The organism is Micromonospora sp. NPDC049004, from assembly GCF_040649315.1.
In the GTDB taxonomy this organism is placed as follows: Bacteria; Actinomycetota; Actinomycetes; order Mycobacteriales; family Micromonosporaceae; genus Micromonospora.
In genome coordinates this window covers 507,642-530,119 of the sequence record NZ_JBEZFG010000002.1, presented here as the reverse complement: position 1 = coordinate 530,119, position 22,478 = coordinate 507,642, and the positions used below count along the sequence as shown (strand labels likewise).

Annotated in this window: 22 protein-coding genes and 1 pseudogene; 5 read left to right on the top strand and 18 right to left on the bottom strand. The window is 72.1% G+C overall.

Annotated features, from left to right (window positions below):
* Positions 1 to 18 precede the first annotated feature (18 nt).
* Positions 19 to 3,720, top strand: a complete 3,702-nt coding sequence (locus AB0B97_RS07235) for a discoidin domain-containing protein (protein WP_357491377.1) — start codon at positions 19 to 21, stop codon at positions 3,718 to 3,720.
* 1 nt (position 3,721) lies between these two features.
* Here AB0B97_RS07235 and AB0B97_RS07230 read toward each other — a convergent pair whose 3' ends face one another.
* Positions 3,722 to 4,522 (bottom strand): crotonase/enoyl-CoA hydratase family protein, encoded by an 801-nt coding sequence (locus tag AB0B97_RS07230; protein WP_357491376.1) that lies wholly within the window; start codon positions 4,520 to 4,522, stop codon positions 3,722 to 3,724.
* 197 nt (positions 4,523 to 4,719) lie between these two features.
* On the opposite strand from AB0B97_RS07230, the gene AB0B97_RS07225 reads away from it, so the two are divergent.
* Entirely contained in the window at positions 4,720 to 5,574 is an 855-nt protein-coding gene (locus tag AB0B97_RS07225) for a Rieske 2Fe-2S domain-containing protein (protein WP_234583197.1), read from the top strand.
* 573 nt (positions 5,575 to 6,147) lie between these two features.
* Here the strand turns inward: AB0B97_RS07225 and AB0B97_RS07220 are convergent.
* The 12 genes and pseudogenes from AB0B97_RS07220 to AB0B97_RS07165 form a co-directional block, all read right to left on the bottom strand.
* Positions 6,148 to 7,170 (bottom strand): annotated as a pseudogene (locus tag AB0B97_RS07220) (LysM peptidoglycan-binding domain-containing protein); the annotation flags it as partial.
* Between the two features lie 14 nt (positions 7,171 to 7,184).
* Positions 7,185 to 7,616 carry a pilus assembly protein TadG-related protein gene (locus tag AB0B97_RS07215; protein ID WP_357491374.1) on the bottom strand — a complete coding sequence of 144 codons (432 nt, stop codon included), beginning with the start codon at positions 7,614 to 7,616 and terminating at the stop codon, positions 7,185 to 7,187.
* Positions 7,613 to 8,080 carry a TadE/TadG family type IV pilus assembly protein gene (locus AB0B97_RS07210; protein ID WP_357491373.1) on the bottom strand — a complete coding sequence of 156 codons (468 nt, stop codon included), beginning with the start codon at positions 8,078 to 8,080 and terminating at the stop codon, positions 7,613 to 7,615. Before AB0B97_RS07210 ends, AB0B97_RS07215 begins: the two co-directional genes overlap by 4 nt.
* Positions 8,077 to 8,523 (bottom strand): TadE family protein, encoded by a 447-nt coding sequence (locus AB0B97_RS07205; protein WP_357491371.1) that lies wholly within the window; start codon positions 8,521 to 8,523, stop codon positions 8,077 to 8,079. Before AB0B97_RS07205 ends, AB0B97_RS07210 begins: the two co-directional genes overlap by 4 nt.
* A 7-nt stretch (positions 8,524 to 8,530) precedes the next feature.
* Complete coding sequence (locus tag AB0B97_RS07200; RefSeq protein WP_234583202.1) at positions 8,531 to 8,734, bottom strand: hypothetical protein; 204 nt, start codon at positions 8,732 to 8,734, stop codon at positions 8,531 to 8,533.
* A gap of 25 nt (positions 8,735 to 8,759) precedes the next feature.
* Positions 8,760 to 9,629: a type II secretion system F family protein gene (locus AB0B97_RS07195; protein WP_234583210.1), complete on the bottom strand. Its 870-nt coding sequence runs from the start codon at positions 9,627 to 9,629 to the stop codon at positions 8,760 to 8,762.
* A 37-nt stretch (positions 9,630 to 9,666) separates the two neighbouring features.
* Positions 9,667 to 10,569, bottom strand: a complete 903-nt coding sequence (locus tag AB0B97_RS07190) for a type II secretion system F family protein (RefSeq protein ID WP_234583203.1) — start codon at positions 10,567 to 10,569, stop codon at positions 9,667 to 9,669.
* 4 nt (positions 10,570 to 10,573) lie between these two features.
* On the bottom strand, positions 10,574 to 12,115 hold the full coding sequence (locus AB0B97_RS07185; protein ID WP_357491369.1) for an ATPase, T2SS/T4P/T4SS family: 1,542 nt from the start codon (positions 12,113 to 12,115) through the stop codon (positions 10,574 to 10,576).
* Positions 12,105 to 12,905 carry a ParA family protein gene (locus tag AB0B97_RS07180; protein ID WP_234583205.1) on the bottom strand — a complete coding sequence of 267 codons (801 nt, stop codon included), beginning with the start codon at positions 12,903 to 12,905 and terminating at the stop codon, positions 12,105 to 12,107. Before AB0B97_RS07180 ends, AB0B97_RS07185 begins: the two co-directional genes overlap by 11 nt.
* A 2-nt stretch (positions 12,906 to 12,907) precedes the next feature.
* Complete coding sequence (locus tag AB0B97_RS07175) at positions 12,908 to 13,567, bottom strand: SAF domain-containing protein (RefSeq protein WP_357491367.1); 660 nt, start codon at positions 13,565 to 13,567, stop codon at positions 12,908 to 12,910.
* Between the two features lie 46 nt (positions 13,568 to 13,613).
* Positions 13,614 to 14,519: a hypothetical protein gene (locus AB0B97_RS07170; RefSeq protein WP_357492069.1), complete on the bottom strand. Its 906-nt coding sequence runs from the start codon at positions 14,517 to 14,519 to the stop codon at positions 13,614 to 13,616.
* Between the two features lie 47 nt (positions 14,520 to 14,566).
* Positions 14,567 to 15,133, bottom strand: coding sequence for a hypothetical protein (locus AB0B97_RS07165; protein ID WP_357491365.1), 567 nt, complete (start codon positions 15,131 to 15,133; stop codon positions 14,567 to 14,569).
* A 696-nt stretch (positions 15,134 to 15,829) separates the two neighbouring features.
* On the opposite strand from AB0B97_RS07165, the gene AB0B97_RS07160 reads away from it, so the two are divergent.
* Positions 15,830 to 16,537, top strand: a complete 708-nt coding sequence (locus AB0B97_RS07160; RefSeq protein WP_357492067.1) for an A24 family peptidase — start codon at positions 15,830 to 15,832, stop codon at positions 16,535 to 16,537.
* Between the two features lie 174 nt (positions 16,538 to 16,711).
* Here AB0B97_RS07160 and AB0B97_RS07155 read toward each other — a convergent pair whose 3' ends face one another.
* The 5 genes from AB0B97_RS07155 to AB0B97_RS07135 all read right to left on the bottom strand — a co-directional run bounded on the left by AB0B97_RS07155 (position 16,712) and on the right by AB0B97_RS07135 (position 20,270).
* The gene (locus AB0B97_RS07155; RefSeq protein WP_357491363.1) at positions 16,712 to 17,338 is read right to left on the bottom strand and encodes a phosphatase PAP2 family protein; all 627 of its coding nucleotides are present in this window, start codon (positions 17,336 to 17,338) and stop codon (positions 16,712 to 16,714) included.
* Positions 17,339 to 17,739: 401 nt separating this feature from the next.
* On the bottom strand, positions 17,740 to 18,717 hold the full coding sequence (locus AB0B97_RS07150; protein ID WP_357491362.1) for a zeta toxin family protein: 978 nt from the start codon (positions 18,715 to 18,717) through the stop codon (positions 17,740 to 17,742).
* A gap of 17 nt (positions 18,718 to 18,734) precedes the next feature.
* Complete coding sequence (locus AB0B97_RS07145) at positions 18,735 to 19,007, bottom strand: hypothetical protein (RefSeq protein WP_357491360.1); 273 nt, start codon at positions 19,005 to 19,007, stop codon at positions 18,735 to 18,737.
* 7 nt (positions 19,008 to 19,014) lie between these two features.
* Positions 19,015 to 19,743, bottom strand: coding sequence for a histidine phosphatase family protein (locus AB0B97_RS07140; RefSeq protein WP_357491358.1), 729 nt, complete (start codon positions 19,741 to 19,743; stop codon positions 19,015 to 19,017).
* Between the two features lie 62 nt (positions 19,744 to 19,805).
* On the bottom strand, positions 19,806 to 20,270 hold the full coding sequence (locus AB0B97_RS07135) for a hypothetical protein (RefSeq protein WP_234588520.1): 465 nt from the start codon (positions 20,268 to 20,270) through the stop codon (positions 19,806 to 19,808).
* 141 nt (positions 20,271 to 20,411) lie between these two features.
* Here AB0B97_RS07135 and AB0B97_RS07130 point away from each other — a divergent pair, with 141 nt between their 5' ends.
* Both AB0B97_RS07130 and AB0B97_RS07125 read left to right on the top strand, forming a co-directional pair.
* Entirely contained in the window at positions 20,412 to 21,209 is a 798-nt protein-coding gene (locus tag AB0B97_RS07130; RefSeq protein WP_357491357.1) for an SAM-dependent methyltransferase, read from the top strand.
* Positions 21,210 to 21,281: 72 nt separating this feature from the next.
* Positions 21,282 to 22,445 carry a low temperature requirement protein A gene (locus AB0B97_RS07125; protein ID WP_357491355.1) on the top strand — a complete coding sequence of 388 codons (1,164 nt, stop codon included), beginning with the start codon at positions 21,282 to 21,284 and terminating at the stop codon, positions 22,443 to 22,445.
* The last annotated feature ends 33 nt before the right edge of the window (positions 22,446 to 22,478 follow it).

Below are 22,478 nucleotides of genomic sequence, written 5' to 3'. Positions count from 1 at the left end.
AAAGAGGTGTAGCCACCGATGTCCAGAAACGGCACCACCCGAGGCACCCCGCGAACCGGCTCGCCCGGTTCCGCCCACCCGGGCGGCCGAGCGCCGGCCCGCCGACGGCTGCTCGCCGGCGCGCTCGCCGGACTGCTCCTCGCCGCCGTTCCCGCCGTCACCCCCGCGACCGCGGCACCGGCAGCGACGCCCGCCTCCGCCCCGGCGGGCTCCGCCCGCGCGGCCCTGCTCGCCGGGCTCTCGGCCACCATGAGCGCCAGCAGCTACAACCAGAACTACGTGGCGGGCAACGCCAACGACGGCAACGCCACGACCTACTGGGAGAGCGCCAACAACGCCTTCCCGCAGTGGATCCAGGCCGACCTGGGCGCCACCGTCAGCGTGGACCGGGTGGTGCTCAAGCTGCCGCCCTCGTCGGACTGGCAGACCCGTACGCAGACGCTGTCGATCCTCGGCTCCACCAACGGCTCGACCTTCAGCACCCTGAAGGCGTCCGGCGGCTACACCTTCAACCCGAGCACCGGCAACACCGCGACCGTCAGCTTCACCGCGGCCAGCACCCGCTACGTGCGGGTGCAGGTCACCGGCAACACCGGCTGGCCGGCCGCGCAGTTCTCCGAGGTGGAGGTGTACGGCGCCAGCGGCAGCACCGACACCCAGGCGCCGAGCGCCCCCGGCAACCTGGCGTACACCCAGCCCGCCAGCGGGCAGATCCGGCTCACCTGGTCGGCGTCGAGCGACAACGTCGGGGTGACCGGCTACGACGTCTACGCCAACGGCGCGCTGCGCGGCAGCGTCAGCGGCTCGACGCTGACGTACACCGACAGCCAGGCGGACACCGCCACGGTCTCGTACTACGTGCGGGCCAAGGACGCGGCCGGCAACCAGTCGTCGAACAGCAACACGGTGACCCGTACCGGCACCGGCAACCCGACCGGGACCAACCTGGCGGTCGGCAAGCCGATCACCGCGTCCGGCTTCGTGCACACGTTCGTGGCGACGAACGCCAACGACAACAACGTGGCCACCTACTGGGAGGGCAACGGCAACCCGAGCACGCTGACCGTGCAGCTCGGTGCGAACGCCAGCCTCAGCCAGGTCGTGTTGAAGCTCAACCCGGACTCGGCGTGGGGCACGCGTACCCAGAACATCACAGTCCTCGGCCGGGACCAGGGCTCGTCGACCTTCACCACGCTCGTCGGCGCGACGAACTACACCTTCAACCCGGGCAGCGGCAACACGGTGACCATCCCGGTCTCCGCGACCGCCGCCGACGTGCGGCTCTCGATCGCCTCGAACACCGGCGCCCCGGCCGGCCAGGTGGCCGAGTTCCAGGTCTTCGGCACTGCCGCGCCGAACCCGGACCTCACCGTGACGGGCATGTCGTTCAGCCCGTCCGCGCCCGTGGAGACCAGCACCGTCACGCTCTCCGCGACCGTGCGGAACGCCGGCTCGGCGGCCTCCGCCGCGACCACCGTCAACTTCTACCTGGGCTCCACGCGGGTCGGCACCGCGTCGGTCGGTGGCCTCGCGGCCGGCGCGTCGACCACCGTCAGCGCCAGCATCGGCACCCGCGACGCGGGCAGCTACCCGCTCAGCGCGAAGGTCGACGAGTCGAACACCGTCGTCGAGACCGACGACACCAACAACAGCTACACCAACCCCAGCCCGCTGGTGGTCAGCGCGGTCGCCACCAGTGACCTGGTCTCCTCGGCGGTCGCCTGGTCGCCGGGTAACCCGTCGGCCGGCAACACCGTCACGTTCTCCGTGTCGATCCGCAACGCCGGCAGCGTGGCGTCCGCGTCCGGCGCGCACGGCATCACCCTCACCGTGCTCAACGAGTCCGGCACGGTCGTGCGTACGCTGACGGGCTCGTACTCCGGTGTGATCAACGCCGGGGCCACCGTCGGCCCAATCAACCTGGGCACCTGGACCGCCGCGAACGGCAAGTACACCGTCCGGGTCGTGCTCGCCGCCGACAGTAACGAGCTGCCGGTCAAGCAGACCAACAACAGCAGCGACCGTCCGCTCTTCGTCGGGCGCGGCGCCAACATGCCGTACGACATGTACGAGGCCGAGGACGGCGTGGTCGGCGGCGGCGCGGCCGTCGTGGGCCCGAACCGGACCGTCGGCGACCTGGCCGGTGAGGCGTCCGGCCGGCGGGCGGTGACCCTCAACTCGACCGGCAGCTACGTCGAGTTCACCACCCGGGCCAGCACCAACACGCTGGTCACCCGCTTCTCCATCCCGGACGCGTCCGGCGGCGGGGGCATCAACTCGACGCTCAACATCTACGTCAACGGCACCTTCCACAAGGCCATCGACCTGACGTCCCGCTACGCCTGGCTGTACGGAAACGAAACCAGCCCGGGCAACTCGCCGAGCGCGGGCGGACCGCGGCACATCTACGACGAAGCCAACGTCATGCTCAACTCGACAGTGCCGGCCGGCAGCAAGATCCGCCTCCAGAAGGACGCGGCCAACACCACCAACTACGCGATCGACTTCATCAACACCGAGCAGGTCTCGCCGATCGCGAACCCGGACTCGGCCCGCTACGTGACGCCGGCCGGCTTCACCCACCAGGACGTGCAGAACGCCCTGGACCGGGTGCGGATGGACACCACCGGCAACCTGATCGGGGTGTATCTGCCCGCCGGCAACTACTCCACCTCGTCGAAGTTCCAGGTGTACGGCAAGGCGGTCAAGGTGACCGGCGCCGGGCCCTGGTACACCCGGTTCAACGCCCCCTCCGGCCAGGACAACACCGACATCGGCTTCCGGGCCGAGAACTCGGCGGCCGGATCGTCGTTCGCGAACTTCGCCTACTTCGGCAACTACACCTCGCGCATCGACGGCCCGGGCAAGGTGTTCGACTTCGCCAACGTGTCGAACATCGTGATCGACAACATCTGGGCCGAGCACCAGGTCTGCCTCTACTGGGGCGCCAACACCGACTACATGACGATCAAGAACTCGCGGATCCGCAACCTGTTCGCCGACGGCATCAACATGACCAACGGCAGCACCAACAACCTGGTCAGCAACAACGACGCCCGGGCCACCGGCGATGACAGCTTCGCGCTGTTCTCGGCGATCGACGCGGGCGGCGCGGACATGCGGGACAACATCTACGAGAACCTGTCGTCGACCCTGACCTGGCGGGCCGCCGGTGTGGCCGTCTACGGCGGCTACGGCAACACGTTCCGCAACATCTACATCGCGGACACGCTCGTCTACTCCGGCATCACCATCAGCTCGCTCGACTTCGGCTACCCGATGAACGGCTTCGGCGCGAGCCCGCCGACCCGTTTCGAGAACATCTCGATCGTCCGGGCCGGTGGGCACTTCTGGGGCGCGCAGACCTTCCCGGCGATCTGGGTCTTCTCCGCCTCGAAGGTGTTCCAGGGCATCAGGGTCAGCGACGTGGACATCGTCGACCCGACCTACAGCGGCATCATGTTCCAGACCAACTACGTCGGTGGGCAGCCGCAGTTCCCGGTCACCGACACGGTCTTCACCAACATTTCGATCAGCGGCGCCCGCAAGAGCGGTGACGCCTACGACGCGAAGTCCGGCTTCGGTATCTGGGTGAACGAGATGCCCGAGTCCGGGCAGGGGCCGGCCGTCGGGTCGGTGACCTTCAACAACCTGCAGTTGAGCAACAACGCGGTGGACATCCGCAACACCACGTCGACCTTCACCATCAACCGCAACTGAGCTAGCCGGTAGCCGACGCCGTCGGGGGGTCCCACCCTCCCGGCGGCGTCGTGCCGTGCCGGCCCTCGCCCGCGGCGAACCGGGCCGCGCCGGCCGCCGCGTCGGTGGCCAGCGAATCCATCCCGTACGCCAGTTCGGTCGCCAGCGCCTCGGCCTCGGGACGTCCAGCGCCGGCCAGCACGGCCGCCCGGTCGTTGCGCAGGCAGGTCTGGGGATGCCTGGCGATCGCCGCGGCCAGCTCCTCGGCCGCCGCCCGCGCCTGGCCCGGCGGCACCACCCGGTTGACCAACCCCATGGCGTACGCCTCGTCGGCCGGCACCGCCCGCCCGGTGAGGATCAGGTCCATCGCGCGGCTCTCCCCGATCAACCGGGGCAGCCGGACCGTCCCGCCGTCGATGAGCGGCACTCCCCAGCGACGGCAGAACACCCCGAGCGTGGCGTCGGACTCGGCGACCCGCAGGTCGCACCAGAGCGCCAGCTCCAGGCCGCCGGCCACCGCGTACCCGGAGATCGCCGCGATCACCGGCTTGCTGAGCGCCATGCGGGTCGGACCCATCGGGCCGTCTCCCTCCGGCTCGACCCGATTGCCGCTGGGCGTGCCGATCGCCTTGAGGTCGGCGCCCGAGCAGAACGTGCCACCGGCACCCCAGAGCACGGCCACCGCCGCCGTCGGGTCGGCCTCAAAGGCCCGAAAGGCATCCGCCAGGGCCCGCGCGGTAGGCCCGTCCACAGCGTTCCGAGCCTCCGGACGATCCACGACCACCGTGCTGACGGCCCCCACCCGCTCCACCCGCACACCCATCCCCCCAGCATCCCCCCGAACCTCCCATCCCCGCACCCGCCCTCCCGCCCCGTCGATCTTGCACTTTCGGTCGGCGGATCGCGGCTTGTGCCCTGGTTCGTCGGGACAGAAAGTGCAAGATCGGCGCGTACGGGGGACGCGGCAGGTTTGTCGCCGGTGGTCGGTTTGTGATGGCGATCGCCGGGAAGTCGGTACCTGTGCGAGCGCTATTGACGAAAGTTGAGCAGGACTCCCGGCTGGACCGCACGGGAGACCGTCTGCAGAAGGTGGTTCTCGGGACGCTGCGTCCGCGGCGGCTGCGGGACCTGCTGCACGGCGTGACGTTGGGGCATCCGCTGCATCCGGCGATGGTGCAGGTGCCGGTCGGCGCGTGGATCAGCGCCGCCGTGCTGGACCTGATGCCGGGGCAGCGCCGGCCGGCCACCGTGCTGGTCGGCCTGGGCACCGTCAGCGCGCTGCCGGCGGCGGTCGCCGGTCTGAACGACTGGGCGGCGCTCTCCCGGGACCAGCGCCGGGTCGGCCTGGTGCACGCCGCCGCGAACACCGTCGGCGTGGGCCTCTACGCCGGCTCGTTGGCGGCGCGGCTGTCCGGGCGGCACGGTGTCGGTCGGGCGCTCGGTTTCCTCGGCCTCTCCGCCGTGAGCCTCGGCGCGTACATCGGAGGCCACCTGGCGTACAAGCAGGGCGCCCAGGTCAACCAGAGCGTGTCCGAGCTGCACCGGATGAGCGACGGCTGGCACTCACTTGCCGACATGGCCACCCTGCCGCAGCGCACACTGATCACCCGGGAGGTCGACGACGACATCTCGGTGATCCTCTACCGCCACGGTGACGAGGTCACCGTGATGCTGGAGCGCTGCCCGCACCAGAGCGGACCGCTCGGCGAGGGCGAGGTCCAGGAGATCGACGGCCACGCCTGCGTGGTCTGTCCGTGGCACGGCAGCGCTTTCCGGCTCAACGGCGGCGAGGTCGTGCAGGGGCCCTCCGGCAACGACCAGCAGATCCTGCCGACCCGGATCCAGGACGGCGTCCTGCAGACCCGCCTGCCCTGACACGCTCCGCTGAGCGTGGCCGGACGGCGTCGGTGTTCCCGCGCGCCGTCGGGCTGGTGTGGCCCTCATCGAATGCCGTCGGCGTCTCCGCGCGGTCGGGCTGGTGTTGCTGTCATTGGATGCCGTCGGCATCTCCGCGCCGCCGGAGCGGTGTTGGTCTCGGCTGACATACCTCAGAGTCATAGATATACCTCTGAGGTATGTCGCTCTTCAGGCCGCGTGCCGCCGTGTGGCCGGTCAGCTTCGTCGGTGTCGACCGGTCGATGGCTCGTCCGGCACGGCATCCCAGCCGGACCCGTCGGCACCCAATCCGTGCTGGTCACGGCCGGTCCAGCCGGCCTGACCCGTCGAGCCCGCCGGGCCAGCCCAGCCCCCCTCGCCGGTCCGGGCCGGCACGCCGCTGGGGGCCGGGCCTCCGGTCGGCGGTGCCGTGCTCTCGGTGGCGGCTGCCGCACGGCTGGCGGCCCACGCGGCGCCGCTGCTCCGACGACCACTGCGGGAGCTGCCGCTGCTCCGACTCGCGCCGCGTCGGGGTGCGCGGGCAGCCGCGGCCATCCGGGGGGCGGCACCGGCGGTGGCGGGGCGGCGGCGCAGCCCGAGAACCGCGCCGATCTGTGCACCCACGATGCTCGCCACGGCCAGCACGGCGGAGACCGCGAGCGGTCGGTTCACCCGGTCGGTGGTTCCGGCCCGAGCCGCGCCGACTGTCATCGGGGGTACCTGACCTGTCGACTCCGTACCGCCGGGGGGCGCCTGTTTCGCCCGCTCCGGCGCGGTCCGCTCGGGCGCCGGTCGCTGAGCCGGCGGCTTGGGCGCGGCGGGCCGGCCGACGAGTTTGCCTGTGGCGTGCGTGCGGGCGCCCTGGTCGGCGGCCTCCGTCGGCAGCCGGAGCAGTTGGCCGGGGCGAATCCGGTCCGGGTCGTCCAGCCGGTTCAGCTTGGCGAGCTGTCGATAGTCGCCGAACTCGTCGAGGTACCGCTCGGCCACCTCGCCGAGGTAGTCGCCCCGCGCCACGCGGTACACCGGCGCCGCCTGGTCACCGGCGTTCGGCCCACCCGGCGCGACCAGCCCGAGCGGCCCGCTGCCCGTCGTCGCGAGCGGCCCGCTACCGGCCATCCCGAGCGCCCCACCGTCGGGCAGCCGGGCGGCGCTGCTCGAAGCGCTCGACTGGGCGTACGCCGGACCGGTGTAGACCGCCGCGGCGCTGGCGGCGGCCGGGCTGGCGGCGAGGATCAGCGCGACCGAACCGACAAGCGCGGCGGCGGCCTTCTGCTGGCGGCTCATCCCCGGCAACTTCGGCGCCGGCCTGTGAAGAATCTGCGCACCCAGCTCCACCACCACGGAGAAGGCGAATGTGGCCCAGCCGAACCAGCCGGCCAGCGCCAGGGCCCGCAGGAAGAGCTGCCCGTCGTCGCGGCTGGTCAGGACGGTGCCCACCTCGGCGAGGGTGGGCAGATGGTCGGGCAGGGGATTGCCCGCGAAGGCGAGCAGCGCGACCGGCGCACCCGCCACCAGCGCGAAGAGCACGACGAGCGCGCCGACGCCGGTGAGGACGCGTCCGGTCCGCCGTACGACGGACCGACCCGATGCGGACATGGCGGCCTTCCTTCCTACGGTCCTGCGGTGATGGCCCGCGCGGTCGCCTCACCGGTGACGGTGACCCGGTCGGCGAAGCCGAACAGCCCGAGCATCGAGCGTCGGTAGGTGATCGTGACGCGTACCCGGACGACTGTCTCCCCGGCGATCTGCGGGAAGCTCACGGTGTGGCCGGTGGTGCCGGCGGCGGAGAGGTAGTTGGCGACCGCGACGCGGGCCTGCGGCTGGTCGATCCGCGTCGGCCCGCCCTCGATCGCGGTGGCCCGGTCGATGGCCTGCCCGCCCGCGCGGGCCGCCTCGGCGGCCAGGTTGTCGGCGCGTTGCAGCGTGCGCAGCTGGCCGGCGCCGTCGAACGAGAGCCCCACGATGGCCAGTACGCCGACCATCGCCACCGCCAGGAAGATGCTGACCCGGCCGTGGTCGCCGGAGATCGTCCGGTCGTTCATCCCCGACTCCGGTAGCGGTCCAGTGGTGAGGTGAAGCTGGCCTCGATGCGGTTCTCGCTGGGCATGCCCGGCACGGCGTTCAGCCGTAGATCCTGGAAGGACACCCGGCACTCGACCGTGACGGTGACCGTCGCGTTCTCGCCGAGCGCGCTGCCGTACGCGTCCTTGAAGCTGGTGATCTTGCCGCCGACCGAACCCTCGAAATTCAGGGTCGGTGTGTCGGCGCAATTGAGCCCATGCCAGTCCAACTGCTGCTGGGCCGCGTTGCGCGCTTCCTTCTCGCCGTCGGTCGCGTTGCGGGAGATCGAGGCGGCACGGGCCGCGTCGTGCGCTGCGGCATCGACGGCCTCCGCCGCCACCGCACTGCGTCCGGCCACTCCGGCCAGCACCATCAGCGCGATGAACGCGGGCGCGAGCACCGCCACCTCGATGGAGACCGAGCCCCGCTCGGCGGGCCGGTTCACGGCGGGGTCACCCGCTCCACCGTCCCGTGCGCGGTCTGCTCCACCTCGAAGTCCACGCCGGGCACCACGGACAGGGACCGGCCGGTCACCGTGCAGGTCACCTCGACATCGGTGGTCACACAGCTCGGGCCGCCGGCCTTGTTCCAGCCCAGCAGCCAGCCGCCGGTGCTGGACAGGAACCGGTTGGCGCTTGCCGTCCCGGCACCGTCGGACGCGTTGTAGAGCCGCTGGGCGTTGACCCCGCTCTGGGCGGCGTTCAACGCCGTCGAACGGGCCAGGAAGACGGCCGAGACCTGGAGCGAGGCGAACAGCAGCACCAGGATCAGCGGCATCACCACGGCCAGCTCCACCGGGTTGGCGCCCTGCTCCCGGTCGCCGGCCACGAGGCGACACCGGGCGGCGTGAACCGCCCGGCGCCACCTTGCGAACGCGGCTCGGCGCATCTGCCGGCTACTTCGGGTTCGTGTGGCTCGGGATGGCCTTCATCCAGTCGTTGGCCTTGCCGAGGGCCAGGCCGGTGACGATTGTCGCCACGAAGACCAGACCGAAGATGATCACGGCGGTCGGTACCGGGCTGTCGCCCCGCTCGCCGTCGCGCCGCAGCTCGGCGAAGCGCGTCGTCACCACGACGTGCAGGTAGGTGAGGATGGACATGGCGTACTCCTTCTCGGGGGTCGGATCAGACACGGGCGATGAACGGATAGACGACGAAGCCGAGCAGCACGAAGACGAGAAGTGCGCCCGGGATGTCGAGTCGGCTGGTCACGCCCTCGGCGCGGGCCAGGTTGTCGGTGCGGATCTGGTCGCGTAGCGAGTCGGCCCGGCTGCGCAGCGTCTCGTGCACCTGCGCACCCTCGCTGCCGGAGGAGCGCATGATCGCGCCGACGTCGCCCAGCTCCGGGATGCCGATCTTGTCGGCGAGGTCACGCAGCTCGTCCCAGGGCGCGTGCATCTGCATCTGGGCGATCCGCAGCGACTCCTGCAGCCTGTCGAACACCCAGCCGTCACAGACCGCGGCGGCCCGCTCCAGCGACTGCACCGGCCCGTGCGCGGCGGAGAGCTGCAGCGCCACCAGATCCAGGTACGTGCAGACGGCCTGGCGGAACTCGTCGCGGGCGGCGTCCGCCTTGGCCAGCACCGAGCGGTGCGCCAGCAGAGCGGCGATCAGCGCCATGCCGAGGCCACCCAGCACCGGTACGACAAGCGGCAGCGAGACGCCGAGCACGAACAGCGCCACCCCGAGCAGCGTCGGCGTGGCCAGTCCGATGAGCGCGGACAGCAGCACCGACAGCGCGTACTGCTCGGGGGTCTGGCCGATCAGGGCGAGCTGCCGGTGCGGTGGTCGCAACCAGCGGGACAGCCCGGTCAGCCAGTCCAGCCGACGGGAGGCGGGAGCGGCCACCCGCCCGGTGCCCGGCGGCTGGTGCAGGCGGCGCAGCGCCGGCCCGAGCGCGGGGGTCGCCGGCACCAGCTCCCGGATCACCAGGAACAGGCCCAACCCGATCGCCGCTCCACCAGACACGGCGACGCCGAGGAGCCAGTTGACGATCACCGCAGGCTCCTTCCGGGGACGGTGGCACTCGCGCTCACGCGATCACCTCCTGCGGGTCGGGCGCCGGCAGGAACCGGGCCGGCCGCTGCGGCTGGCTCATCGACCGCACCCAGGCCAGCAGGCCGATGAAGGCGGCACCGAGAGCGGCCATCACCACCTGACCCGTCGGTGTGCCGTACGGCGTGATGTATTCGGTGTTGACCAGCCCGTACGCCAGCGTCGCGAGCGTCATCCCGGTCAGGAAGCGGACCGCGAACCGGGGCTGGGTGCGCTTGGCCTCGATCTCCCGGCGGGTCGCCACCTCCGCGGCCGCCGCGCCGGCGATCGAGCCCAGCACGTCGCCCAGCCGCTCACCCCGGTCGGTGAGGTGCAGGATCAGCGCCGCCACGACCTGGTCGCACACCGGGTCGCCGATCTCGTCGGCGAACGCCAGCAGCGCGGAACGGGCCAGCCAGCCGGCCTGCAACCGGGCGGCGAGCAGCCGTACCTCGTCCTCGATGCCGGGTGGCACGCTGCCGATCGTGCTGATGATCGCCTGTTGGAGGCCCTGGCCCGTACCGGAGACGTCCTTGAGCCGGCGGGTCCACTCGCCGACGGCCTCGATCCGGGCGATCGCCCGCTGCTCGGCCTTGCCCACGGCGAACAGCCACGGCGTGCCGGGCACCGCCACCGCCACCAGCAGGCCCACCACCGGCAGCCCGGTCAGCAGGAACGCCAACGCCCCGGCGACCACAGCGGTGAGCAGCAGCGCCTGGTAGGCCCGCCGCTCGGCAGGTGTGGCGCCGGAGCCACGCCAGAGGCGGCTCAGCCCGGGCCCTGCTCCCGGGGCGGGCCCGGCGGGCCGACGGCTGCCCACCAGCGCGACGACAGCCAGCAGCAGTCCGGCCACACAGGCGGCCCCGGAGACCACCGCGATCAACTCCAGGCTGTTCCCCATCAGGTCACCGCCGGGCCAGTCGGGTCTGTCGGGGACGCCGCCAGGCACCCGTACCGGCCTCGATCCAGCGGGTCAGCAGCCGGGAGTCGTACCCCACCCGCAGCAACTGGTCGCGGACCCGCTCCGGGAGGTGCCGGGGGACGGCGCGGCCGTCCGGCCCGGGACCGAAGACGGTGGTGGTGGTGATCCGTCCGGCCTCACCGGCCCCGATCACCTCCTCCACGTGCGAGACGAACCGGTGCTTACGGCCGCCGATCGCGCTCTCGTCCTCGACGGTGACGTAGACGATCAGATCGAGGGCGTTGCCGGCCATCCGGCGGGCCTGGTCGACTGTCATCTCCCGGCCGTGCGCCAGCGCCAGCTCGACGATCCGTTCACCCACCCCGGCCGCGGTACGGGCGTGAATGGTGCACATCGAGCCCCGGCTGGTGGTCATGGCCTGGAGCATCGGCACGATCTCCCGGGACCGGACCTCGCCCACGATGATCCGCAGCACGCCCATCCGCAGCGACAGCGGGATGAGGTCGGCGATCGTCACCTCACCCGCCGGCCGGCCGTCGAAGCCGCGCTCGCCGTGCCCCTCCCGCGCCTCGAAGCTCATCACCGCCCGGTGCCGCTCCCGGCGACGGGCCGGCAACAACTCCCGGCTCTCCTCCAGCAGCACGTACGGCTCGTCGGGCGGGATCTCGTTCATCAGCGCCCGGATGATCGTGGTCTTCCCGGCGCCGGCCAGCCCGGCGACCATGATGTTCAACCCGGCGCGCATCGCCGCACGCAGGAAGTCGCGCAGCAGCGGGTCGATCATCTCGTCCAGGTCACCCCGGGCGCCGGCCACGTCGTCCAGGCTCACGTCCAGGGTGTTGTGCTTGCGGATCACCGCGTACGGCCGGTGGCTGACCAGGAACACCGCGGCCAGTCGGCTGCCGTCGGGCAGTTGCAGGTCCAGGGTCGGCTTCACGGTGGACAGTGACCGTTCGGTCGCGCCGGCCCGCCGCGCCGCCGCCTGAAGGATCTCCACCAGTTCGGCGTCGCTGTCGGCGATCGGCTCGGCCCAGTCCACCCCACCGCCGTGCCGGGTGATGCGCACGACGTCGCAGCCGAGGATGTGCACCTCCTCGATGGTGTCGTCGACCAGCAGGGTCTGCAGCCGGCCCAGCCCCACCAGCTCGGCGGTCACCTGGTCGAGCAGCAGGCGCTCCTCGCCGGCGGCCATCGGCGTTCCGGCGCGACGGACCGCGTCCGCGTACTCGGCGACCACGGTGACGGCCAGCCGGGCCCGCTCGGTGTCCTCCTCGTCGACAGTGAACTCCCGGCCGCGCTGCCACAGGGTGAGCCGTTCGGTGAGTTCCCGGCGCAGCTCCCGGACCACCTGGAAGTCCATCCGGGGTCGGGGTGCCACCTCCGGCGGCGGCGTGGCCGTGGGCATCGGCTGCGGCGCCGCAGCCGACTGGTGGTGCCGGCCGTTCGGTGGGGCCAGCGGCGGCGCGGTGGACGTCGCGGCCGGCGGCTGCTGACGCGGGTCGGTGGAGACGGGCTCAAACCGCATCCGGCACCCCCTGCTGCACCGGCCAGGCCAGCCGCGCCCGCCGGCGTTCCAGCAGCGCGCCGACCGGCACCTCCAGCGCGGCGGCCGCGCGCAGCAGCGGCCGTCCGGACCGCACGGTCCCACCGAGGGCCAGCACCCCTGCGGTACGCGGGTCGTGCGGCAGCCGGGCGATCACCGGCAGTTTCAGTCCGCGGCTGATCTCCGCGCGCCCGTGCCCGTCGCCGACCAGCAGCAGCCGCAGGGTGCCCGGCGGCACCCGGTGTTCGGCGAAGTCCCGCTCGATCGCGGTGACCACCGCCCGGGTGCCAGACAGGTCGGGCAGGTGGGCCCGGGTCACCAGCAGCACCACCGAAGCGGCCCGCAGCAGTGGCCACGGTGGGCCGGTGACGTGCAGCCGGCCGCAGTCGACGAGCACGTCGTAGCCGGGGGTACCCCGGTCCAGGGCGTTGAAGTAGTCGGCGAAGCGCTGCCAGAGCGGGGTGACGCTGCCGGCCTGCGCCGGATCGACCAACCCGGGCAGCAGCAGCCGTTCCCGGCGCGGCGCGTCCAGGTCGACCAGCTGGGACCAGAACGCGGTCTCCAGGTTGCCGTCGCGCAGCTCCCCGACGGCCAGCTCGCCGATGCCGCGCGGCCCGTCCAGCTGACCACCCAGGTAGCCGGCGAGGACCGACCCGCCGGCCGGGTCGCACTCGGCCAGGACCAGCCGGCGGTGCCAGGTCAGGGCACAGGCCAACGCCGAGGTGGTCACGCCGGGCGAACCCTTCGCGGACACCAACGCGATGATCGCCATGTTCAGGCCGCCTCGGTCAGCACGACCGCGATCCGCTCCTGGGCGGCCAACGCCACCACTGCGGGTACGTCCCGGATGAGCAGCGCCAGGTACAGCACCTTCTCGTCGTCCGTCGGGCTGACCATGTCGATGACTGTGGCCGCGAACCGGGTGCCCGCGCCGGCCGCCGCCCCGGTGGCGTTCTCGTCCGGGGTGCTGACCAGCAGCACCTTGTCGCCGGGGTGCAGTGCGCGGGCCGGCACCTGGGCGGTCTTCAGGCCGAGCGCGATCTGCTGCTGACCCGGGCCGAGCAGCGGGTCGTCGGTGACCTGCCCGAGGGTGAGCAGGGTGCCGGGCACCAGCGCCACGGCGGCACGCTTGCCGACCACCTCGTTCAGCCGTGCCGCAGGCACCGGGTGCAACCCCTGGCCGCCGGCGACCTGCACGGTGATCAGATCGGCGGCGCTGACCTCCCGACCGACCTCCACCGGACGGGCCACCGCGAGGTAGCTGCCGGTGGCCCGGACCGAGGTGACCGCGAACGCCGCACCCAGCCCACCGAGGGCGATCAGGAGTACGGCGAGACCCAGCAGCCCTGGGCGGACGCGGCGCTGCCGGACCACCTTGGGCGGGCTGACCGGCGCGTCCACCGGCCCGGTCGAGTTACGCGTTGCCAGACTCACCGTTCGATCTCCATTCCCGACTGTGTGGCTCGCAGAACCGGCTCACTCACCTGGTCACCACCTGGAGTTCCTTGATCTGGACCGGCACGGTGCCGCTGGTCCGGGTCTGCGGGATCGGGTCACCCTCGTCGCCGTCGTCGGTCCACCAGCGCACCGTCCAGTACGTGGTAGCGCCCACCCGGTAGGTGCCGGCCTTCGGATAGCCGTGGTCGTAGCCGCAGTCCGGGGAGGTGCGGCCGGCCCGCTTGCCCTTCGGGTCGTACGGAGTGCCGGCCTTGGTGCAGGTGACCGTGTCGCCGTTGCCCATGCTCCAGACGATCCGGTCGACCTTGGCCTCGATGGAGACCGTCAGCCCGCGGTCGGACGCGGAGGCGCGCAGCGGCCCGAAGTAGCTGGCGCTCGGGGTGGCCCACATCCAGACCGGCAGGCCGACCAGGCCGGGGCCGATGTCCTTGCGGGGTGCCACCTTGAGTCGTGCCGGCAGCAGCTTGATCGACGCGAGAGCCCGCCGGGCCAGTTCCTCCGGGTCCGGCGGAGCGCCGAAGCCGGGCGGTGGCCCGTCGCGCAGCACCGTGTCCTGTGCGCCGAGATCGCCGCCGTTGCAGGTCTGCACGTACCACTGCTGACCCTCGGGTGCCGGCTTCTGCGGCGAGGCGAGCTTGTAGTAGCACCCGTCACCGTTGTTGAACCAGCCCAGCAGGTCGTCGTAGCAGGGGATCGTCCGCCCGCCCCACTGGCAGACACCGCCGCCCCCACCGCCGCCGGAGTCGCCCCCGCCGCCGTTGTCGCCTCCGCCTCCGGGGCCGCCCGGCGTGCCGGGCTCGTCGTCCCAGACGTTGCAGTCCGGTTGGCCGGGTGGACATTCGGCCCCCGGGTCGGCGCGGTGGGCCGCGACGGCCGGCAGGGACGCGCCGGCCACCAGCAGCAGCGCCAGACCGGCCCCCGCGATCATCCGCCGGGCCGCGCCGACCTCGCCGGCGCGGGCTCCCCGCACCCGGGTCAGCACGGCTGGTCCGGGTGCGCCGAGCCGGAGCTGATCAGCCAGCGACCGTCGGGGTAGCGGGTGGCGGTGGCGGTGGCCAGATGTCTGCCGCCACCGCTGCCCGGGACCACGCGCTGGTCCTTGGTGTAGATCAGCCGGTAGCCGGTCGCGTCCAGGCAGTCCTGGATCTCCACGGTTGCCGGATCTGAGTCCAGGCTGACGGCGGTCACGCTGGGATCGGACGCCAACGTCCCGGTACGCATCGCGCCGTGCTCCTTTGCGTCGCGAATGGACAATTGCACCCGGGTCAGCAGCGGATCAGCGAGAAACCGGGACAGTTCCGGCGCGTGTGGATCGCTGCGCCGACTCGCCGTCCGCGATGCCGCGAGATAACCGGAGTACGCCTCGAGCGCCGCCTTTTCGGCAGCTTCCCGTTCGACGCCCGAATCGGCCCGCACCCCGTCGCCCCGCGCCGTCGCCGGCGGGTCGACCGCCTCCTGCCCGCTGCCGCAGGCGGTGACCGGCACCGCCGCCACGACCGCCAGCAGGCAGATTGCCGCTCGCCTGAGCTGCCGTCCGCGCACCGCTGAACCCTCCTCGTGATCGCCCGACGTGCGACGAAGCACCGCCGCCGGGCATGCGGAAGCGCGCCCGGATCAGTGCCTTCCGGAGCTGTTCATTGCGCTTCTGCATTCACCGTTACGGATCTTCTACAAATGCAAGGTCCCGTGTCGTCCGGTCATTGAGGTGAGGCTTGCGTCACACCCAAGGGGCGAGCATAGGCTGACGCTCGCCGATGCAACAGAGGCAATTCAAGTGAACACTCTGAGTGATGATGGGTGGTGGTGGCGGGTGTCCGTGCTGCACTGCGGACGATTGCCGGTCGAGGGGCCGCCGATGGTCCGGCCTCGCCGGCCGGGGTTGGTCCGCCGCATCCCCCGGGTCAGTCCTGAGAGTGGGACATCGTGCATCCATCCCGGCATCTGGACGGCACCCCGGAGCGGCGGACGGGCTGCCCCGACCGGCACGCCGCCGAGCCTGCCCTCCGGCGGGAGGGTGGTCGTGCGACGACTGGCAAGCGTCGGTTTCCGCGCCATCCGCTACACCCGAGCGAGCGTTCAGTCACGATCCGTGTTCACCTTTACGAGGGGTGGCCGGCGTTCGGCGTGGTCCACGTGGCGCTGACCGGCCCCCCAGCGGCGGCACCCGGCCGGCGGAACCCGACCGATCAGGCAACTGGGCCGGTCTCGGGAACTGGCCACCCTCGGCTCGCGACCGGGCTGGCGATCGTGGCGGTCAGTCCGCTGCTGCGGTTGGCCATCGTGCGCTACGCCGTACCCTCGGGCACCCCCAGCCGGACCGGCTGCGACGCGTGCGGCGCGGCGGTCGGCCTGACCCGGCCGTGGCCGGCGCTCGGCCCCTTCGGCAGGTGCGGCAGGTGCCGGGCCCGGGTCGGCCCGCCGCCCGCCACTGTCGAGCTGGCCGCGCTCGCCGCCGTGGCGCTGCTGGCGCTGGTCGGCCCGTCGGGCGGGGGTCTGCCGGCGCTGGCGTGGTGGCTCGCGTGGACCGTGCCGGCGGTCCTCGTCGACCTGGCCGTGCACCGGCTGCCCGACCGGCTCACCCTGCCGGCGGCGGCCGGAACCTGGCTGCTGCTCGGCGCGGCCGCGCTCGCCGACACCGACGCGGGCCCCTGGCTACGGGCCGTCGCCTCCGGCGCGGGGCTGGCGCTGTTCTTCGCCGTCAGCACACTGCTGCTCGGCCGCCGGGGCTTCGGCCTGGGCGACGCCAAACTGGCGCTCAGCGTGGGAGCGCTGCTCGGCTGGTACGGCCTGCCCGTCCTGCTCCTCGGGCTGCTGCTCGCGTTCGGGCTGTCCGCGCTGGTGAGTGTGGGACTGCTGGTCGCCCGACGGGCCCGGTGGGGCACGCACCTGCCGTTCGGCCCGTTCCTGCTGCTCGGCACGGTGGCCGCCCTCCTCCTGACCTCCTGACACGCGGCCCCGCCGCCAGCGGCTCGCAAGATCGTGCTCGATCCAGGATGTAGTGGCCTCCCGCGCGACCGAGGCCACTAGAACCAGGATCGAGCACGATCTTGTGGGCGAGGCGCGTGGCGCTCCGCGCGGGCGGCGCCCCGCGCGGAGGGCACGTGCCGTTGGGTGGCGGGGTCAGGGGCGGGGTCGGCTGGCGAGGTCCGGTATCGGGCGGCGGGCATCGGCGCGACGGCGCAGCGCCTCGGCGGTCGGGCGGGCCAGAAGCGGGGTCGCCACCATGGCGACCAGGGCGCCGAGCAGCAGGCCGGCGGCCACGTCGTGCGGGTAGTGCACGCCCACGAAGACCCGGGAGAAGGCGGCCAGTACGGCCAGCGGCAGCGCGACCAGCCCGAGCCGTCGGGAGAGCAGCAGTGTGGTGATCGCCAGCGCGCCGGCAATTGTGGCGTGGTTGCTGGGGAACGACCAGTCGCCGGGTGGTGGGCAGGTGCCGGCGATGATCGCCCGGCCCACCGTCCGGCACGGCCGGTCCTCGTCCACCACTGTCTTGAGCCATTCGCTGCCCGCGTACGCCAGGAGGGTCGGCAGCGGCGCGACCAGGGCGAGTGCCCGGTCGTGCGGGCCGCCGACCAGGCGGCGCACCGCGGCCGCCACCAGCAGCGCGCCGAGCAGCAGGATCACCCCCTCGGTGGCGTGCCCGACGAACCACTGCACCGGGGTCGGGGTGCCGGCTGCCGCGTCGACGATGTCGCGGTACCACTCGGCGCTGATCTCTGGAACGTCCGTGCTGCCGTTGGCGGCCATGAATCACCTCACTAGACGTTCATACCTCGTTCATCTGGGAGACACCCTAGGAACGCGGCAGCGGGCGGCGCCGCAGTCGAAGGTCGAGACGGCCACACGACTTTCGTCCAGCGATCGCACAGGCGCCTCTGCTTGGCTGGTGAGAGTCCCTCGGCACCCACCGGCGACGGGCCGGTCACCCGGCCGATGCCGCCGGTGCCCGACCCCGGGCCCGAGCCGACGTCGCCGCCGGGCCGCCGCCCCACCCGCCGCTCGGCCGACTGACCGGCCGAGGCCGGCTCAGGTCGCCCTCGCCGACTACGGACCGGCCTCAACTTGAGGATCAGGAGCTGGTTACGCCGAGTTGTCTAAAGGCCGGGCGCCCTTGTTTCCACACGGCAGGCTCGATGGCCGACGGGTCGTCACCGGCCCAGGTCGCGTTGGCTAGGGGCTGAGCGGTCAATGGCAGGACCCGGCCTGGTAACCCCCGGAGCATCGGTCCTGCCTCGAATCGCCTGCCGGGTACTGCCGTACATAGCCAGGGCAGCCCGCCGGGCGCGGGCGCCGGCGGGCGTTGTCAGCAGCGGTGCCGCTGCCGTGTCGATCGCATCGAGGACTGGATGCCAGCGGGGATCGATGGCGCTACGTAGCCGGTGAGAGTTGTCGAGGTACCAGGCCCGCTCGGTGGGCGTCCAGGGGCGCTGGCGTTCGGCGCTGATGGCGGCCGTGAGCGCAGGAGAGCGTTGCCAAGCGGCGGCGGTGCTGGTGTTGGCGTAGACGACCTCGCCATTGCGTCGAAACGCGAAGGCGACGTGCGCCAAGTCTTGGGTGTCGACGGCGTGTGCACCGCGGATGACGCCGCGGTAGCACTCGTCGTGAACGGCGGTGTCGATCAGTCGGCCGCGGCCGACTGCCTCGACCTCGCTCCAGTACCGGTGCAGGATCCCCAGGCGGCTGAGGGCCTCGGGGACCGCGACGATGGCGACCTCGACGCGGTAGCCGGCGTCGTGGAACCGGCGGGCGATGTCCTCGAACTCGCTCTCATAGCGCATGGCCGACTCGAGGACGACGTGGCAGCGGTTGTCGATGGCGTACTGCTGGGCCTTGCCCCACCAGCGTTCCCCGTCCGGTCGCACCTTCGCGCTGGCCGTGGCTTCGTCCTCGGCCTGCCAGCGGTGGAAGCTGGGGTGCATCGGGTTGTAGAAGTCCATGTTGATGTTGATGAAGGCACTGCCCGCGCCCAGCGCTCGCTTCACCATCGCGGTGACCGCCGTCTTGCCCGCGCCGGTCTGTCCTCCCACGAGGACCACCACCGGCCGCTGCTGGGATGGGGCGCCGGTGAGGAACATCGGGACGATCTGCTCGCGGAAGATCCGCTCGTTGGCGTCCTCGGAGAGCACGCCGTCAGGGAACTCGGTCAACGGCGTGCCTGACGCAGCACGGCGACGCACTCCTCACGGAGCCGGGCGATCTTGTCGATGTCGGCGGGATCGAGATCCCGTAGGGCCCCCGCGAGACGGCTCTGAGACGCGATGACCTGCTCCAGGGAGCCCTGGTCACCGCCGGCCTGCTCCAGCTCGTAGCGGCGAGCGGACTGGGCCGCGAGGGCCTGGGCGATCAGGTCCCGGGTGACCTGGTGATCGTGGAGCTGCTCCGGTGTCAACGACGACGGGGTGAGGCTCCCCAACACCGACTCATCATTTCCCGACGAAGGCATGCTCGTCCCTTCCTGGCTCAAGGTGCGGGGTCGCGGCGAATTCCACCAGCGTGAGACCGCCGGCGGTGCCGTCGTACCGGGTGATCGACGTGTTCGCGACCGGAGTCGTCGCGACGATGGCAGCGATCTCGTCGAACCCGAGACCTTCGATGAGGTGGCGCATCACCACGACCACGGCGTCGTGGGCCACGAGCAGGACGCGCCGGCCCGCGTGCTGGGTGTTCAGGTCCGCCAGCACGGCCGCCAGGCGTCGAGCGATGTCGGCGAACGACTCACCACCAGGAGGCTGGTAGGAGAACTCGCCTTCGGCCGCGAGCCGGGCTGCCTCCGCGGGGAACCGTTGAGCGATCATGGCGGGGGTCAGTAGCTCCAGGTCGCCCATGAGCCGATCGCAGAGACGGTGATCGACGACGGCGAGGGGATAGTCGGCACCCGACTGCGCCGCGGTTTCCGCCGCTCGTGACCAGGTCTGCCGAGCGCGGACATAGGGGGAACAGACGACGACTTGGGGCCGGCGGTGACTGGGTAGAGCGGCGAGCCAGTGACCGAGTCGGGTGGCCTGCCCCCATCCCAGCGACGACAGCTCGATGTCGGCATCTCGCCCGGTCAGACCATGATCGGTCAGCCCTCGTGCGTGTGCATCGGCGAAGGCGACGTTAGCCAGGCTCTGCCCGTGTCGGATGAGGGTCAGCTCAGCGACGGTGTCCATGTCTCCATTCTTCATAGTGGGCGCCACGGGTCCGTTGTAGGCGCGGGTCTGCCGGTTGGCGCTCAGGTCGGCGCGGGTCCGCCCGCCATGCGCTCGCGCACGGCCTCCAGCGCCTCGAAGGCGTACGCCCAGTTGTGGCACTTGAAGCTGCGCAGGCCGTCGATCGCGGTGTGGCAGTCGGCGCAGCGCACCCCGGCGATGGCCTCCGGCACCTCGGTGTTGACGTACCGGTGTTCGCCGAGGATGACCGTGGCGATCATGTTCTTGTCGTGCAGGCCGGTGAGGGCCGACGAGACGATGTCGTACCAGGTGATCCGCCGGCCGCACTTCGGGCAGTCCGGTTCGTCGCCGCTGACCCACAGCGGGGCGCCGATGGTGCGTGCCGGCATTCCCAGCAGCTTCTCCAGACGCCGGACGTCCGACTCCGGTGTGGTCCACCGGTGCCGGCCGGGCAGCGACGCGGGCGAGTCGTACACGGCGCGGAACAGGTCGTGGTCGACCCGCACGGTTTCCCGCTGACCGGTCATCGCGTCCCCCTCGGTGATTCGGTGCCCCCACCGTGGTCGGCACTGACCAGGGGTGCAGCCGGATCAACGACACGAGGGGTCAGCGGGTCGTCGCCCCGGCTGCTAGACATCGAGATCCGACCGCGGCGAAGGGACCCCCTCGTGACCGACCAGCCGGCACCCGACACCACCGACGTCACCGCCCGACCCAACGTCGCCCGGATGTACGACTACTTCCTGGGTGGCAGCAACAACTTCGCCGCCGACCGCGCCGCAGCCGAGCGGGTGTTGGAGATCTTCCCGGGCACCGGGCTCGCCGCGCAGACCAACCGGCACTTCCTGCGCCGGGCCGTCCGGTACGCCGCCGGGCAGGGCGTCCACCAGTTCCTGGACATCGGGGCGGGTCTGCCCACCCAGGGGACCGTGCACGAGGTGGTGCGGGCCGTGGCGCCGGACGCCCGGGTGGTCTACGTCGACTACGACGAGGTGGCCGTCGCGTACGCCCGGCGGTTGTTGACGGACGTGCCCGGCACGGCCGTCGTGCAGGGTGACCTGCGGCGGCCGGACGACCTGCTGGCCCACCCGCAGGTGCGGGCCACGCTCGACCTGGACCGCCCGGTGGCCGTGCTGCTGCTCGCGGTGCTGCACTTCGTGCCGGACGACGACGACCCGTGGGCCGCGGTCGCCCGGCTGCGCGACGCCACAGTGCCCGGCAGCCACCTGGTGCTGTCGCACCTGACGCTGGACGGCGTCCCGCCGGAGGTGGCCGAGCGTGGGCAGGCCGTCTACCGCGCCAGCAGCGCCCCGCTGGTGCCCCGCCCCCACGCCGAGACGTTGCGCTTCTTCGACGGGTACGACCTGGTGGAGCCCGGCCTGGTCGAGACCACCCGGTGGCGGCCGGACGCCGAGCCGGAGGCCGGGGACGCACACGGCTACGCGGGGGTCGGTGTCCGCCGCTGACGCGTTTTCGCCTCCGGTGCCGGGCCTCGGGTGGTACGACGGATCCAGCGCCTGCCACCGGGAGGAGCGCCGATGGCGAGCAGGCCCGAGCGGCTGTTGCGGGGAAGCGACGCGCCGTTGAGCGCCTCGTTCCTGGAGCTCTTCTTCGACCTGGCGTTCGTGCTCGCCCTCAGCCAGTCGGCAGTGCACCTGCTGAACGACCTCACGCTGGCCGGCGCCCTGCGCACCGCCCTGCTGCTGGCCGGCGTCTGGTGGATCTGGGTGACCACCACCTGGAGCGCCGACTGGTACGACCCGGAGTCCCCGGCGATCCGCGTGGTGCTGGTCGCCGCCACGCTGGGCAGCCTGCTGGCCGGGGTGGCGACCCCGCAGGCGCTCGGGGAGCGGGGGGTGCTCTTCGCCGGCGCGTACGTCGCGGTCCACCTCGTCCGGGGTGTGGTCACCGCCTCGATGCTGCGCGGTCATCCCCGGCAGCGCCGGGCGCTGCGGATCCTCTGCTGGTACGCGGCCACCGCAGTACCGTGGCTGGCGGGCGCGTTCCTGCCGCAGTGGCGGGTGCCGCTCTGGGTGCTCGCCCTCGCGATCGACGTGACCGGCCCACGGCTCGGCTGGCCCACGCCGAGGTTGGGTCGCGCCCGTCAGCAGGAGTTGCGCCTCGCTGGAGCGCACTTCGCCGAGCGCTACCAGCAGATCATGATCATCGCGCTCGGCGAACTCGTCCTGGCCGCCGGGCTCTCGTACGCCGGCACCCGCCTGGATCTCGCCGAGACCGTCGCCTTCCTGCTGGTCTTCGTCACGGCCGTGCTGATCGGGCTGCTCTACGTGACCCCCGCGGGCCGGCACCTGGGCTCGGCCATCGAGCACGCCGATCCGTCCCGGCTCGGTGTCGTCACCGGTTACCTGCACCTCGTGATGATCGCCGGCATTGTGGTGACGGCCGTCGGAGCCGAGCTGAGCATCGCCCACCCCTCCGAGGTCGGTGACCTGGCGGCTGTCGCGGCCATCCTGGGCGGCCCCACACTGTTCCTCGTCGGCCGGATCCTGTTCTCGCTGGCCATCCACCGGCGGTTGTCCTGGCCTCGGGTCGGCGCGCTGCTCGTGCTGGCCGGCGCGGCGGCCGCCCTGCGGCTGCCGCTGCTAATGATCAGCGCGGTTGCCACCGCCGTGGTGCTCGTGGTGGCGGTCCTGGACCACGCCGCTCTCTTCACCTACCGCCGGCGCGGGTCGACTGACTGACGGCAGGCGAAAGACAGTCGGCTGGCGGGCGGC